General features: G+C 60.3%; 18 protein-coding genes. 8 read left to right on the top strand and 10 right to left on the bottom strand.

Annotated features, from left to right (window positions below):
* Positions 1–25: 25 nt before the first annotated feature.
* Complete coding sequence (gene algW / locus NWV16_RS05300) at positions 26–1,186, top strand: Do family serine endopeptidase AlgW (protein WP_260522235.1); 1,161 nt, start codon at positions 26–28, stop codon at positions 1,184–1,186.
* A gap of 47 nt (positions 1,187–1,233) precedes the next feature.
* On the opposite strand, the gene hisC is transcribed toward algW, so the two are convergent.
* The 10 genes from hisC to NWV16_RS05250 all read right to left on the bottom strand — a co-directional run bounded on the left by hisC (position 1,234) and on the right by NWV16_RS05250 (position 9,186).
* Positions 1,234–2,286, bottom strand: coding sequence for a histidinol-phosphate transaminase (hisC, locus tag NWV16_RS05295; protein ID WP_260522234.1), 1,053 nt, complete (start codon positions 2,284–2,286; stop codon positions 1,234–1,236).
* A 2-nt stretch (positions 2,287–2,288) separates the two neighbouring features.
* The gene (hisD, locus tag NWV16_RS05290; protein WP_260522233.1) at positions 2,289–3,614 is read right to left on the bottom strand and encodes a histidinol dehydrogenase; all 1,326 of its coding nucleotides are present in this window, start codon (positions 3,612–3,614) and stop codon (positions 2,289–2,291) included.
* A 125-nt stretch (positions 3,615–3,739) separates the two neighbouring features.
* Positions 3,740–4,375, bottom strand: a complete 636-nt coding sequence (gene hisG, locus NWV16_RS05285; protein WP_065260859.1) for an ATP phosphoribosyltransferase — start codon at positions 4,373–4,375, stop codon at positions 3,740–3,742.
* 127 nt (positions 4,376–4,502) lie between these two features.
* Entirely contained in the window at positions 4,503–5,768 is a 1,266-nt protein-coding gene (gene murA, locus NWV16_RS05280) for a UDP-N-acetylglucosamine 1-carboxyvinyltransferase (protein WP_260522232.1), read from the bottom strand.
* Between the two features lie 22 nt (positions 5,769–5,790).
* Positions 5,791–6,030, bottom strand: coding sequence for a BolA family protein (locus tag NWV16_RS05275; protein WP_007953556.1), 240 nt, complete (start codon positions 6,028–6,030; stop codon positions 5,791–5,793).
* 115 nt (positions 6,031–6,145) lie between these two features.
* Entirely contained in the window at positions 6,146–6,451 is a 306-nt protein-coding gene (locus tag NWV16_RS05270) for a lipid asymmetry maintenance protein MlaB (protein ID WP_065260857.1), read from the bottom strand.
* A complete protein-coding gene (locus tag NWV16_RS05265; RefSeq protein WP_260522231.1) occupies positions 6,448–7,098 on the bottom strand; it encodes a phospholipid-binding protein MlaC in 651 nt (216 codons plus the stop codon). Before NWV16_RS05265 ends, NWV16_RS05270 begins: the two co-directional genes overlap by 4 nt.
* Positions 7,099–7,109: 11 nt before the next feature.
* On the bottom strand, positions 7,110–7,577 hold the full coding sequence (gene mlaD / locus NWV16_RS05260; protein ID WP_065260855.1) for an outer membrane lipid asymmetry maintenance protein MlaD: 468 nt from the start codon (positions 7,575–7,577) through the stop codon (positions 7,110–7,112).
* Positions 7,577–8,374: a lipid asymmetry maintenance ABC transporter permease subunit MlaE gene (gene mlaE, locus NWV16_RS05255; protein WP_065260854.1), complete on the bottom strand. Its 798-nt coding sequence runs from the start codon at positions 8,372–8,374 to the stop codon at positions 7,577–7,579. The genes mlaD and mlaE overlap by 1 nt, the downstream gene beginning before the upstream one ends.
* A complete protein-coding gene (locus tag NWV16_RS05250) occupies positions 8,374–9,186 on the bottom strand; it encodes an ATP-binding cassette domain-containing protein (RefSeq protein WP_065260853.1) in 813 nt (270 codons plus the stop codon). Before NWV16_RS05250 ends, mlaE begins: the two co-directional genes overlap by 1 nt.
* Positions 9,187–9,461: 275 nt before the next feature.
* Here NWV16_RS05250 and NWV16_RS05245 point away from each other — a divergent pair, with 275 nt between their 5' ends.
* From NWV16_RS05245 to hpf, 7 genes are all read left to right on the top strand, one after another.
* A complete protein-coding gene (locus NWV16_RS05245; RefSeq protein ID WP_260522230.1) occupies positions 9,462–10,436 on the top strand; it encodes a KpsF/GutQ family sugar-phosphate isomerase in 975 nt (324 codons plus the stop codon).
* Entirely contained in the window at positions 10,437–10,961 is a 525-nt protein-coding gene (locus NWV16_RS05240) for a KdsC family phosphatase (protein ID WP_011332476.1), read from the top strand.
* An 8-nt stretch (positions 10,962–10,969) separates the two neighbouring features.
* The gene (gene lptC, locus NWV16_RS05235; RefSeq protein ID WP_260522229.1) at positions 10,970–11,542 is read left to right on the top strand and encodes an LPS export ABC transporter periplasmic protein LptC; all 573 of its coding nucleotides are present in this window, start codon (positions 10,970–10,972) and stop codon (positions 11,540–11,542) included.
* Positions 11,529–12,074, top strand: a complete 546-nt coding sequence (lptA, locus tag NWV16_RS05230; RefSeq protein WP_260522228.1) for a lipopolysaccharide transport periplasmic protein LptA — start codon at positions 11,529–11,531, stop codon at positions 12,072–12,074. The genes lptC and lptA overlap by 14 nt, the downstream gene beginning before the upstream one ends.
* Positions 12,074–12,799: an LPS export ABC transporter ATP-binding protein gene (gene lptB, locus NWV16_RS05225; protein WP_007953572.1), complete on the top strand. Its 726-nt coding sequence runs from the start codon at positions 12,074–12,076 to the stop codon at positions 12,797–12,799. Before lptA ends, lptB begins: the two co-directional genes overlap by 1 nt.
* A 185-nt stretch (positions 12,800–12,984) precedes the next feature.
* Positions 12,985–14,478 carry an RNA polymerase factor sigma-54 gene (locus NWV16_RS05220; protein WP_260522227.1) on the top strand — a complete coding sequence of 498 codons (1,494 nt, stop codon included), beginning with the start codon at positions 12,985–12,987 and terminating at the stop codon, positions 14,476–14,478.
* Positions 14,479–14,551: 73 nt separating this feature from the next.
* Positions 14,552–14,860 carry a ribosome hibernation-promoting factor, HPF/YfiA family gene (gene hpf, locus NWV16_RS05215; RefSeq protein WP_065260848.1) on the top strand — a complete coding sequence of 103 codons (309 nt, stop codon included), beginning with the start codon at positions 14,552–14,554 and terminating at the stop codon, positions 14,858–14,860.
* The last annotated feature ends 9 nt before the right edge of the window (positions 14,861–14,869 follow it).

Here is a 14,869-nt window from a genome sequence, read left to right as displayed (position 1 = left end):
CTGCAACTTTTCCAGGACGTGCTTAATGCTCAAGGCCCTGCGTTTTTTCGGCTGGCCGCTGTTGGCCGGCGTGCTCATCGCTCTGTTGATTATTCAGCGTTACCCGCAGTGGGTCGGGCTTCCAAGCCTTGACGTCAACCTGCAACAGGCCCCGCAGACCACCAGCGTGCAGCAGGGGCCGGTGTCCTATGCCGACGCGGTGACCATCGCCGCACCGTCGGTGGTCAACCTCTACACCACCAAAGTCATCGCCAAACCGGCGCATCCGTTGTTCGAGGATCCGCAGTTCCGCCGCTTCTTCGGTGACAACTCACCGAAACAGAAGCGCATGGAGTCGAGCCTCGGTTCCGGCGTGATCATGAGCCCCGAAGGCTACATCCTGACCAACAACCACGTGACCAGCGGGGCCGACCAGATCGTCGTGGCGCTCAAGGATGGCCGTGAAACCCTGGCGCGGGTGATCGGCAGCGACCCGGAAACCGACCTGGCGGTGCTGAAAATCGACTTGAAAAACCTGCCGGCGATCACCGTCGGTCGCTCCGACAACATCCGCATCGGCGACGTCGCACTGGCCATCGGCAACCCGTTCGGGGTCGGCCAGACCGTGACCATGGGCATCATCAGCGCCACCGGCCGTAACCAGTTGGGCCTGAACAACTACGAAGACTTCATCCAGACCGACGCAGCGATCAACCCGGGTAACTCCGGTGGTGCGCTGGTGGATGCCAACGGCAATCTCACTGGCATCAACACGGCGATTTTCTCCAAGTCCGGCGGCTCTCAGGGCATCGGCTTTGCGATCCCGGTGAAGCTGGCAATGGAAGTGATGAAATCGATCATCGAGCACGGTCAGGTGATTCGTGGCTGGCTGGGGATCGAGGTACAACCGCTGACGCAGGAACTGGCCGAGTCGTTTGGCCTGTCCGGACGTCCGGGGATCGTGGTCGCGGGGATTTTCCGCGACGGCCCGGCACAGAAGGCGGGCCTGCAACTGGGCGACGTGATCCTGAGCATCGACGGTGAACCGGCCGGCGATGGCCGCAAGTCGATGAACCAGGTAGCGCGGATCAAACCGACCGACAAGGTCACCATCGAGGTGATGCGCAATGGCAAGGAGTTGAAGCTGACGGCGGAAATTGGTCTGCGTCCGCCGCCTGCTCCGGTCAAGGAACAGGAAGAAAACTGAAGCGAAAAAAAGGGGAGCGAATTCGCTCCCTTTTTTTCGCCCGCTGATCAGAGGTCGCCCAGACCGTCGATCAACGCCTGATTCTGCTCCGGCGTACCGATCGAGATCCGCAGGAACTGGGCAATCCGTTCCTGCTTGAAGTGGCGCACGATCACGCCCTGCTCACGCAGTTTGGCCGCCAGCCCTGCCGCATCATGTTGCGGATGCCGGGCGAAGATGAAGTTGGCCGCTGACGGCAGCACTTCAAAACCCTTGGCCTGCAACTGCGCAACCACCCATTCGCGACTCTCGACGACCAGTGCACAGGTCTTGTCGAAGTATTCGCGATCTTCGAACGCCGCCGCCGCGCCGACATTGGCCATGCGGTCCAGCGGATAGGAGTTGAAACTGTTCTTGATCCGCTCCAGCGCTTCGATCAGGTCCGGATGGCCGACCGCCAGACCGACCCGCAGGCCCGCCAGCGAACGGGACTTGGATAGGGTCTGGGTCACCAGCAGGTTTGGATAGCGGTCCACCAGACTGATCGCGGTTTCACCGCCGAAGTCGATGTAGGCCTCGTCGACCACCACCACGGAATCCGGACTGCCCTTGAGGATCTGCTCGACCGCTTCCAGTGCCAGCAGGCAACCGGTCGGCGCGTTCGGGTTGGGGAAGATGATCCCGCCGTTCGGTTTGGCGTAGTCCACCGGGTTGATGCGGAACTGCGCATCCAGCGGCACCGCATCGAACTGGATGCCGTACAGGCCGCAGTAGACCGGATAGAAGCTGTAGCTGATGTCCGGAAACAGGATCGGCTGATTGTGTTGCAGCAGGCCGTGGAAGATGTGCGCCAGCACTTCGTCCGAACCGTTGCCGAGGAACACCTGATTGCTCTGCACGCCGTAGTAGTTGGCGACGGCGTTTTTCAACAGATCGCTGTTCGGATCCGGGTACAGACGCAGGTTGTCATTGAGCTCGGCCTGCATCGCCGCCAGGGCTTTTGGCGACGGGCCGTAAGGGTTTTCGTTGGTGTTGAGCTTGACCAGACGGGTCAGCTTCGGCTGCTCGCCCGGTACATAAGGCACCAGGTCCTTGACGAACGGGCTCCAGAATTTGCTCATGTTCAGTTCCCCTTCACTTCGTCTTTGATGCGGTACTCGGCGCTGCGTGCATGGGCGCTCAAGGATTCGCCACGGGCCAGGATCGATGCGGTCTTGCCCAGTTCCGAAGCACCGGCCTCGGAGCAGAAGATGATCGACGAGCGTTTCTGGAAGTCGTACACCCCCAGTGGCGAGGAGAAACGCGCGGTGCCGGAGGTCGGCAGCACGTGGTTCGGACCCGCACAGTAGTCGCCCAGCGCCTCGGAAGTGTGACGGCCCATGAAGATCGCACCGGCGTGGCGGATCTGCGGCAGCCAGGCCTGCGGATCGGCGACCGACAGCTCAAGGTGTTCCGGGGCAATGCGATTGGCGACTTCAATGGCCTGGGTCATGTCGCGCACGTGAATCAGGGCGCCACGGCCATTGATCGAGGTTTCGATGATGTTGGCGCGATCCATGGTCGGCAGCAGTTTGTCGATGCTGGCGGCGACCTTGTCGAGAAATTCGGCGTCCGGGCTGACCAGAATCGCCTGGGCGTCTTCGTCGTGCTCGGCCTGGGAGAACAGGTCCATGGCAATCCAGTCCGGATCGGTCTGGCCGTCGCACACCACGAGAATTTCCGACGGGCCGGCGATCATGTCGATGCCGACCTGACCGAATACGTGACGCTTGGCGGTGGCGACGTAGATGTTGCCCGGGCCGACGACCTTGTCCACTTGCGGCACGCTTTCGGTGCCGTAAGCCAATGCGGCAACCGCCTGGGCGCCACCGATGGTGAACACCCGGTCTACGCCGGCGATGCAGGCTGCTGCCAGCACCAGCTCGTTGACCTCACCACGCGGGGTCGGCACCACCATCACCACTTCGGTGACGCCAGCGACCTTGGCCGGAATCGCGTTCATCAGTACCGAAGACGGATACGACGCCTTGCCGCCCGGCACATACAGACCGGCGCGGTCCAGCGGCGTGACCTTCTGACCCAGCACCGTGCCGTCGGCTTCGGTGTAGCTCCAGGAGTCCTGCTTCTGCTTTTCGTGGTAGCTGCGCACCCGGGCAGCGGCTTTTTCCAGCGCTTCGCGTTGTGCCACGCTGATACGGGTCAAGGCCAGTTCCAGGCGCTCGCGCGGCAAAATCAGGTCTGCCATCGAGGCGACTTCGAGGCCATCGAATTTCTGCGTGAACTCGACCAGCGCCGCGTCACCGCGTTCGCGCACAGCCTTGATGATGTCCAGCACCCGCTGATTGACCGAGTCGTCAGACACACTTTCCCAGCTCAGCAGATGATCCAGATGATGCGCGAAATCCGGGTCAGCAGCGTTGAGTCGGCGAATTGCAGTCGGTGCGGTCATAGCGTGAGCCTCATAGGAATGGCGGAAAACTCAGGCGCCCGAAACTACCATTCGATCCGCTTGGGCACCTGAGAATTCTGGCTATGAGGCGGATAGACGGCGCGACACGGGGTCGCGCAGGTACATCAGCCGCGGTGTCGAGACTCCACTGCCTTGCGCAGTGTGTCGATCAACGCCTGGATCCGGGCGTGTTGCATTTTCATCGAAGCCTTGTTGACCACCAGGCGCGAGCTGATCGTGGCGATCAGTTCCTGGGGTTCCAGGCCGTTGGCACGCAGGGTGTTGCCGGTGTCAACCACGTCGATGATCTTGTCGGCCAGACCGATCAGCGGCGCCAGTTCCATCGAGCCATAAAGCTTGATGATGTCGACCTGACGGCCCTGTTCGGCGTAGTAACGCTTGGCAACGTTGACGAATTTGGTGGCGACACGCAGACGGCCCTTGGGCTCGACGGCGCCGACCTTGCCGGCGGTCATCAGCTTGCACCGGGCGATCTGCAAGTCCAACGGCTCGTACAGGCCCTGGCCCGTGTACTCCATCAGCACATCCTTGCCGGCAACGCCGAGGTCGGCCGCGCCATGTTCGACATAGGTCGGCACGTCGGTGGCACGCACGATCAACAGGCGTACGTCTTCCTGGGTCGTGGGGATGATCAGCTTGCGGCTCTTGTCCGGATTCTCGGTCGGCACGATGCCCGCTTCAGCGAGAAGCGGCAGGGTGTCGTCAAGGATGCGGCCCTTGGACAGTGCGATGGTCAACATGGGAAACGTCAGTCCTTATCAAGGTACTCATGTCCGGTCGCAATCGGCGCCGGACATACATCGAGGGTGTCACCACCCCCGATCGAAACGAATTCAACGGACACTTCCCTGTGCCCCGATGCAGCGACTAGCCCGGAACGCGACGGATCTTCGCGCCCAGCATCTGCAGTTTTTCCTCGATGCACTCATAACCACGGTCGATGTGGTAGATGCGGTCGATCAGCGTATCGCCTTCAGCCATCAGCGCCGAGATCACCAGACTGGCCGAAGCCCGCAGGTCGGTCGCCATCACTGGCGCGCCCTTGAGCAGTTCAGCGCCGGTCACGATGGCGGTATTGCCTTCAACCTGGATTTTGGCGCCCATGCGGTGCATTTCGTACACGTGCATGAAGCGGTTTTCGAAGATCGTCTCGATCACTGCACCGGTGCCTTCGGCAATGGCGTTGAGCGAGATGAACTGCGCCTGCATGTCGGTCGGGAACGCCGGGTACGGCGCGGTGCGCACGTTGACCGCCTTCGGGCGCTTGCCGTGCATGTTCAGCTCGATCCAGTCTTCACCGGTGGTGATTTCTGCGCCGGCTTCACGGAGTTTTTCCAGAACGGCTTCGAGGATGGTCGGATCGGTGTCCTTGACCTTCACGCGACCGCCGGTGACCGCGGCGGCCACCAGGTAGGTGCCGGTTTCGATACGGTCAGGCATGACCTTGAAGAAGGCCGAACCCAGGCGCTCGACGCCATCGATGGTGATGGTGTCGGTGCCGGCGCCGGACACCTTGGCGCCCATGGCATTCAGGAAGTTCGCCAGGTCGACCACTTCAGGCTCGCGGGCGGCGTTCTGCAATACGCTGCGGCCCTTGGCAAGGGCGGCGGCCATCATGATGTTCTCGGTACCGGTCACGCTGACGGTATCGAAGACGAAGTGCGCACCGCGCAGGCCGCCTTCGGGGGCCTTGGCCTTGATGTAACCGCCTTCGACGTCGATGATCGCCCCCATGGCTTCCAGGCCACGGATGTGCAGATCCACCGGACGCGAACCGATGGCGCAACCGCCTGGCAGGGCGACTTCGGCCTCGCCGAAACGGGCGACCATCGGGCCAAGCACCAGGATCGACGCACGCATGGTTTTCACCAGCTCGTACGGAGCGACCAGGGTCTTGATGGTGCGCGGGTCGATTTCGACGCTGAGCTTCTCGTCGATCACAGGCTCGATGCCCATGCGGCCGAACAGCTCGATCATGGTGGTGATGTCGTGCAGGTGCGGCAGGTTGCCGACGGTAACCGGACCATCGCACAGCAGGGTGGCGGCCAGGATCGGCAGGGCGGAGTTCTTCGCCCCGGAGATGCGGATCTCGCCATCAAGACGAGCGCCACCGGTAATAATCAATTTATCCATAAGAATCTCGACGCCCTAGGGCTCAGGTGCGCTCGGCCCAGGCCGCGCTGCTGAAAAATTTCATAGTGACCGCGTGGATGCTGCCATCGGCGATCCAAGGGTTCAAATGGGCATAGATGCTCTGCTGACGCTTGACCGGGCTCAATGCTGCCAGTTCATCGCTAATCACGTTCAGCTGAAAGTTGCAGCCTTCGCCTTCGACTTCCACCTGCGTTCCTGGCAACTTCCCTTCAAGGAAGCTCTTAACTTCTACGGCCTGCATGCTCAACCTCAATCGGCGCCCTGTGCGCACGGGTCGGACATCATACAAAAAAGCCCCGCGCCTGCGAACCCCGCTGCGCAGGACTCTGACGGGGGGCTTCTTTATAGATGCGGGTTCAGGGTTGCGCCAACAGCTCGGTCAGTTCGCTGACCTGAGCGATTTCACGCATGTCTTCGGGCATCTCGCGGATGCTGACGGTCTTGCCGGCGGCTTTCGCATCACGAATGAAGCACAGCAGCAACGACAGACCGACGCTGCTGGACTTCTCCACCGCCGAGCAGTCGATCACCAATGCCGGGGCATTGCACGACTTGATCAGCGCCCGGCCCTGCTCCCGAAGGCCGGGGCCGGTGCGATAATCCAGCACGCCAGTGAGCTGCAGCACACTGGCTTCGTCCAGACGAACGGCCGACTCGGTCATTGGGCCGGCTTCTCTTGTTGCTCGGCAGCCTGCTTGGCCTTGGCCACTTCACCGGCCCAGCCGTTGATGGTCTTGTCCAGGTCGTTGCCGTTGCGCTGCATCGCGTCGGCGAACTGGTCACGGAACAGCTTGCCGATGTTGATGCCGTTGATGATCACGTTACGCAGTTTCCACTCGCCGCTGATCTTCTCCAGCGTGTACTGCACCGGATAGATCGCGCCGTTGTTGCCCTTGACGGTCATGCCGACGCTGGTGCGGTCGCCCGACTCATCCTTCGGCGCATCGACGGTGATGCCCTGGTTGTTGTATTCCAGCAAGGCGTTACCGTAGAACTGGAACAGGCCGCGCTTGAAGTTTTCCTGGAAGGTCTGCATCTGCGCCGGGGTGGCCTTGCGCGAATACTTGACCGTCATGATGCTTTTGGAAATACCTTCGGCATCCACCACCGGCCCCACGATGCTGTTGAGCGCGGCGTAGAAGTCCTGCGGATCCTGCTTGTACTTCTCTTTATTGGCTGCCAGATCGGCGAGCATCCGGTTCGTGGTGTCCTGAACCAGATCGTGCGCCGATTGACCAGGCGCAGCATTTGCCAGCAGTGGCAGTGTCGCGAGCAACACCAACAGGCCACGTCGCAAGATAGAGATCATTCAAAAGCTCCTCATTTGGCGTCTTTGCTAACGGTATTGAGCAGGAATTTACCGATCAGGTCTTCCAGCACCAGTGACGACTGGGTGTCATGAATGGTTCCACCATCCTTGAGCCGGGTTTCTTCCCCGCCCACGCTGATACCGATGTACTTCTCGCCCAACAGGCCAGCGGTCAGGATAGACGCTGTGGAGTCGGTCGGCAGGTTGTCGACCTTTTTATCCACCTGCAAGGTCACCCGGCCGGTGAAACTGTCACGGTCCAGATCGATCGCCGTGACCTTGCCGATGGTCACACCCGCCATGGTCACTTTGGCTCTGACCGTCAACCCGGCGATATTGTCGAAGTAGGCATAAAGCTTGTAGGTATCGGTGGTCGAAGTCGGAGACAGGCCACTGACCCGCAGAGCAAGCAGCAGCAAAGCCAGGATCCCTGCCAGCAGGAACAGGCCGACACCGATTTCCAGGGTGCGGTTTTGCATCAGAAATCTCCAAACATCAAAGCGGTCAGAATAAAGTCCAGGCCGAGCACTGCCAGCGAGGCGAACACAACGGTCTTGGTGGTGGCACGGCTGATTCCCTCGGAAGTGGGTTCACAGTCGTAACCTTGAAATACGGCGATCCAGGTCACGACAAAGGCGAAAACGATACTTTTGATCACGCCGTTGAGCACATCGCTGGAGAAATTCACGCTGTTCTGCATGTTCGCCCAGTACGACCCTTCATAGACGCCCAGCCAGTCGACCGCGACCCACGAACCGCCCCAGATGCCGACCACGCTGAAGATCATCGCCAGCACCGGCAGGGAAATGAACCCCGCCCAAAGGCGCGGGGCAATGATGTACTTGAGCGGATCGACACCGATCATTTCCAGGCTGGACAACTGCTCGGTGGACTTCATGTTGCCGATTTCCGCCGTCAGTGCCGAGCCTGCGCGACCGGCGAACAGCAGTGCGGTCACGACCGGGCCCAATTCACGCAACAGGGTCAGCGCGACCATCTGCCCGACAGCCTGTTCCGAGCCGTAGCTGGACAGGATGTTGAACCCCTGCAGCGCCAGCACCATGCCGATGAATATCCCGGAGACCACGATAATCACCAGCGACATCACGCCGACCGAATGCAACTGCTTGACCAGCAGACCGAAACTGCCGCCGATACCGCCACGCCCAAGCAGGGCATGAAACAGGAACAGGGTCGATCGACCGAATACGGCAACGGTGTCGATCCCGGCCTGGCCGAAACGGCGCACACGCTCCATTAAAGTAATTCTTCGCATCAGCGGCGCTTCCCCAGAAGATCTGCGCGGTAATCCGTCGCTGGAAAGTGATACGGCACCGGCCCATCGGGATCACCGGTCATGAACTGACGGATACGCGGCTCATCCGAATTCATCAGCTCGTCCGGCGTACCCTGCCCCAATACCTGGCCATCACCGACCACATAGATATAGTCGGCAATGCTGGCCGTTTCGGCGAGATCGTGGGAAACCACGATGCTGGTGATCCCCAGTGCGTCGTTGAGCAGACGGATCAGACGCACCAGAACGCCCATGGCGATCGGATCCTGGCCGACGAACGGTTCGTCGTACATGAGAATCTGCGGATCGAGGGCAATGGCCCGGGCCAGGGCCACACGACGCTTCATGCCGCCGGAGAGCTCATCAGGCATCAGCTCGATGGCGCCCCGCAGGCCGACCGCCTGCAATTTCAGCAGGACGATGTCGCGGATCATTTCTTCCGGCAATTGGGTATGAACGCGCAGGGGAAAGGCGACGTTCTCGAACACATCGAGATCGGTGAACAGTGCGCCGCTCTGAAACAGCACACCCATATGCTTGCGCGCATCGAACAGATCGCTGCGCGAAAGCGTCGGCAGGTTCTGGCCATTGACCCAGACCTCGCCCTGCGATGGCCGCAACTGGGCGCCCATCAGGCGCAGCAGCGTAGTCTTGCCACACCCGGAAGGCCCCATGATTCCGGTGACCTTTCCACGGGGTATGCGGATATCGACGTTATTGAAAATGCTCCGCGCACCGCGCTTGAAGGAGACTCCCTTCAGCTCGACCGCGTAGGCGTTATCGGCACTCATCTAAACTCCTTGCGATGCAGCCTCTCACTCGGACGCCTGGCTTTCTGGAGAAAGCCCCTACATCCCGGGCAGGCCGAACTGGCGGCGAACTATATCACCGCAAAGGGCGAGCGCCCAAGGCCTCTCCCCGGCCACGTTCAGCGATATGACAGGCCGCAAGCGTCTATTGAGAGGTTTTAACAAGGAGGAATGACAAAGCACGTCGAACTTGCGTGAGGCTTTTCAACATAACCGCTATAATCGTCGCCTTTTCATCGGGCTATACGATTTCTGACATGAGCCAAACCAGCGACCTGATTCAATCGGCACAACGCACCATCCGCCTCGAAGTGGAAGCCATACAAGGCTTGCTGCCCCTTATCGACGCCGATTTCGTACGCGCTTGCGAGATGATTCTGGCCAGCAAGGGCCGTGTCGTAGTGGTCGGCATGGGCAAGTCCGGCCACATCGGCAACAAGATTGCCGCCACCCTGGCCAGCACCGGCACCCCGGCGTTTTTTGTGCATCCGGCCGAGGCCAGTCACGGCGACATGGGCATGATCACCCGTGACGACGTGATTCTGGCCCTGTCGAATTCGGGTTCCACCAACGAAATCGTCACGCTGTTGCCGCTGATCAAACGCCTGGGCATCCAGTTGATCAGCGTGACCGGCAACCCGCAGTCAGCACTGGCCAAGGCCGCGGAAGTCAATCTCAACGTTCACGTCGAGCACGAAGCCTGCCCGCTGAACCTGGCACCCACCTCCTCCACCACTGCCGCACTGGTCATGGGCGACGCCTTGGCCGTGGCGCTGCTGGAAGCCCGCGGTTTCACCGCCGAAGACTTTGCATTCTCCCACCCCGGCGGTGCTTTGGGTCGCCGCCTGCTGTTGAAGGTGGAAAACGTCATGCACGCCGGCGAGGAACTGCCGCAGGTTCAGCGCGGCACCCTGCTCAAGGATGCATTGATGGAAATGACCCGCAAAGGGCTGGGCATGACTGTCATTCTGGAGGCCGATGGCAGGCTCGCCGGGATCTTCACCGACGGCGATCTGCGTCGCACGCTGGATCGCAGCATCGATATTCACAGCGCCACCATCGATCAGGTCATGACCGTACACGGCAAGACCGCCCGCGCCGAGATGCTCGCCGCCGAAGCCCTCAAGATCATGGAAGACCATCGAATCAACGCACTGGTCGTCGTGGACGAGGACGATCGCCCGATCGGCGCCTTCAACCTCTCCGATCTGTTGCGCGCAGGAGTGATGTAAATGAGCACCGATCTGCTGCAACGCGGCAAAGCCATCAAGCTGGCGGTTTTCGATGTCGACGGCGTCCTGACCGACGGGCGCCTGTACTTCCTGGAAGACGGCAGCGAGTTCAAGACCTTCAATACCCTCGACGGCCAGGGCATCAAGATGTTGATGAACGCCGGTGTACAGACGGCCATCATCAGTGGTCGCAAGACTCCGGTGGTCGAGCGCCGAGCGAAAAACCTGGGCATCCCGCACCTGTTTCAGGGACGTGAAGACAAACTTGTCGTCCTGGACGGCCTTCTCGAACAACTGGGCCTAAGCTATGAACAGGTCGCCTACCTGGGTGACGACCTGCCCGACCTGCCGGTGATTCGCCGGGTGGGGCTGGGCATGGCGGTGGCCAATGCGGCTGCCTTCGTGCGCGAGCATGCCCACGGCGTCACCCAGGCCCGCGGCGGCGAAGGTGCCGCCCGTGAATTCTGCGAACTGATCCTGCGCGCCCAGGGCAGCCTCGATGCGGCCAACAACGCGTACTTGTGAGTCAAACCATGTTTAGCAAAAAGTTTCGCAACATACTGCTGTTCGGTTGCATCGCTGCGATTTTCGGCGCAGTCGGCTACTGGAACATCAGCCCGGAACGCTTCCTCGACAAGCCTGCTGTCTCGGCAGAAGAAAGCCCGATCGACTGGTACGCGACCAATACCCACACCTTGCAGTACCTGGAAGACGGCAAGGTGCAGTACGAAATGACGTCCGAGAAGGCCGAACACGTCAAGGCGACCGACATTACACTGGTCACCAGACCCGACCTGAACATGTTTCGCGGTACCGATTTCCCGTGGCACGTAACCAGCGAGCGTGGCGAAGTGAACTCCGGCGGCACCGAAGTCGAACTGATCGACTCGGTCCGGATCAAGCGTACCGACGAAAAGAACCGCGACACCCTGATCACCAGCACCCGCATGACGGTGTTCCCTCAGCAGCAATATGCGCAGACCCAGCAACCCGTTAGAATCGACGGCGCTGGCGGTGTATCGACCGGCGTGGGAATGAAAGCGTATTTGAAGGAAAGCAGGATACACCTGCAATCGAACGTAAGAGGACAGTATGAGGCTCGTTAAAACCCTCCCTATTTTGCTCAGTCTGGGCGCAGCACTGGGAAGCGTGAGCGCCTGGGCTCTGCCGAACGATCAGGAGCAGCCGATCCGCATTCAGGCCGACGATGCCCAGCTGGACGACAAGAATGGCGTTGCCACTTATAAAGGCGCGGTGATCATCACCCAGGGTTCGATGATCGTCAAAGGCGACACCGTGACGCTGACACGCAACCCGGCCGGCGAAATCGATGTGGTGACTTCGGTAGGCAACCTGGCCTACTTCGAACAGCTGCAGACCGCTGGCGACAAGAAACCGGTCCAGGGCTGGGGCAAGACCATCCAGTACCACGCACAGCAAAACCGCGTCGTACTGATCGACAGGGCCAAGGTCGTCGACAAGGACAACAACACCACTCAAGGCGAGAAGATCGTCTATGACACGGTGAAAAAACTCGCCAGCGCAGGTCGCGCCACCGGCACCAAGGTCACCGAAGCCCGTCCGCGCATCGACATGGTGATCCAGCCGAAGAAGAAAACCGACGAGAAAACCCAGTAATGGCAACTCTGAAAGCTCAGCACCTGGCCAAGGCCTACAAAAGCCGCCAGGTCGTGCGCGACGTCAGCCTGTCGATCGACAGCGGTCAGATCGTGGGCCTGCTCGGACCGAACGGCGCCGGCAAGACCACCTGCTTCTACATGATCGTAGGCCTCGTGCAGGCCGATCAGGGCCGCGTCCTGATCGACGACCTGGACGTCAGTCACCAGCCGATGCACGGCCGCGCCAAGGCAGGAATCGGCTATCTGCCGCAAGAAGCGTCGATCTTCCGCAAACTGTCGGTCGCCGACAACATCATGGCCATCCTGGAAACCCGCCAGGAACTCGACAAGGCCGGTCGTCGCAAGGAGCTGGAAAGCCTGCTGCAGGAATTCCACATCAGCCATATCCGCGACAACCTCGGCATGAGCCTGTCCGGTGGTGAGCGTCGCCGGGTGGAAATCGCCCGTGCGCTGGCCACCGCACCGAAATTCATCCTGCTCGACGAACCGTTCGCCGGTGTCGACCCGATTTCCGTGGGCGACATCAAGCAGATCATCCACCACCTCAAGGCCAAGGGCATCGGTGTACTGATCACCGACCACAACGTCCGCGAGACCCTGGACATCTGCGAAACGGCCTACATCGTCAACGACGGCCAGCTGATCGCCGAAGGCGACTCCGCCACCATCCTTGCCAACGATCTGGTGAAGGAAGTGTATCTGGGTCACGAGTTCCGCCTCTAAGCGCGACAGCGTTCGACCAGCCGTCCGGTGCTGTAACGTTGAAGCGCATTTTTATAGGCTTTTATTGTTACAGCGCTCTAGGCAAACACGACAGTTTCGGGCATATAATTTGCTTGAATTTGGCGCTTCGGCGCCCTGTAGTGGATGGCGCATAGCGCCGGCGAATAAGGTGTTAAGCCCCTGCCATGAAACCATCGCTAGTCTTGAGAATGGGCCAGCAGCTGACGATGACACCGCAGCTGCAACAGGCCATCCGCCTGCTCCAATTGTCGACCCTGGATCTGCAGCAGGAGATCCAGGAGGCTCTGGAATCCAATCCGATGCTCGAACGCCAGGAAGATGGCGACGACTTCGACAATTCCGACCCGCTGGCCGACAGCGCCGAGCAGAAGCCCAATACCGAGATTCAGGAGCCTTCCTATCAGGAAACCGCGCCGACGGTCGACAATCTCGAGGACGGCGAATGGAACGAACGCATCCCCAACGAATTGCCTGTGGACACCGCCTGGGAAGACGTCTACCAGACCAGCGCCAGCAGCCTGCCCAGCAGCGATGACGACGAGTGGGATTTCACCACCCGCACCTCCGCCGGCGAAAGCCTGCAAAGCCACCTGCTGTGGCAACTGAATCTGGCGCCGATGTCCGACACCGACCGCCTGATCGCCGTGACCCTGATCGACTGCATCAACAATCAGGGCTATCTCGACGAAACCCTCGAAGAAATTCTCGATGCGTTCGATCCGGAACTGGACATCGAACTGGACGAGATCGAAGCCGTCCTGCATCGCATCCAGCAGTTCGAACCCGCCGGCATCGGCGCCCGCAACCTGGGCGAGTGCCTCTTGCTGCAGTTGCGCCAGCTTTCAGCCAAGACCCCCTGGCTCAATGAAGCCAAACGCCTGGTCACCGATTACATCGACTTGCTCGGCAGCCGCGACTACAGCCAGTTGATGCGGCGCATGAAGCTCAAGGAAGATGAACTGCGCCAGGTCATCGAGTTGGTCCAGAGCCTCAACCCGCGCCCAGGCTCGCAGATCGAATCCACCGAAGCCGAGTACGTGGTGCCTGACGTGATCGTGCGCAAGGACAACGAGCGCTGGCTGGTGGAGCTGAACCAGGAATCGGTGCCGCGCCTGCGGGTCAACGCTCAATACGCCGGTTTCGTCCGTCGAGCCGACACCAGCGCCGACAACACCTTCATGCGCAATCAGTTGCAGGAAGCCCGCTGGTTCATCAAGAGCCTGCAGAGCCGCAACGAAACCCTGATGAAAGTGGCCACCCAGATCGTCGAACATCAGCGCGGCTTCCTGGAGTATGGCGACGAAGCCATGAAGCCCCTGGTCCTGCATGACATTGCCGAAGCGGTGGGCATGCACGAGTCGACGATTTCCCGGGTGACCACGCAAAAATTCATGCATACCCCCCGGGGCATCTATGAACTGAAATACTTTTTCTCCAGCCACGTCAGCACCTCCGAAGGCGGCGAATGCTCGTCCACGGCGATCCGCGCGATCATCAAGAAACTGGTCGCTGCGGAAAATCAGAAAAAGCCGTTGAGCGACAGCAAGATCGCTGGTTTACTGGAGGCACAAGGCATTCAGGTGGCTCGCCGCACCGTCGCCAAGTATCGCGAATCCCTCGGAATCGCGCCTTCGAGCGAACGCAAGCGGTTGATGTAAGCCACGTTACAGCGTTCCAGTGGCAGGCTCTTCGGCCTGCCGCTTTATGCACTGGCAACGAAGGAGAAGCTGTATGCAAGTCAACATCAGTGGACACCAACTGGAAGTTACCCCACCTCTCCGTGAATACGTTGAGCAAAAGCTCAAGAGGCTTGAGGGACATTTCGACAAGATCACCAACGTGCAAGTCACGATGTGCGTCGAAAAACTGAAGCAGAAAATCGAAGCCACGCTGCATATTCCCGGCAACGAGGTCGTCGCCAACGCGGAACATACCGATATGTACGCGGCGATCGACGCGCTGACCGACAAGCTTGATAAACAACTCAAAAAGCATAAGGAAAAGACCCAGAGCCTGCTCCAGGGCGCGACCGGTCGATAACCCCCACCC

The sequence above is a fragment of the Pseudomonas sp. BW7P1 genome, from assembly GCF_024981055.1.
GTDB lineage: Bacteria > Pseudomonadota > Gammaproteobacteria > Pseudomonadales > Pseudomonadaceae > Aquipseudomonas > Aquipseudomonas bananamidigenes.
This window is presented reverse-complemented; position numbering and strand designations above follow the sequence as displayed.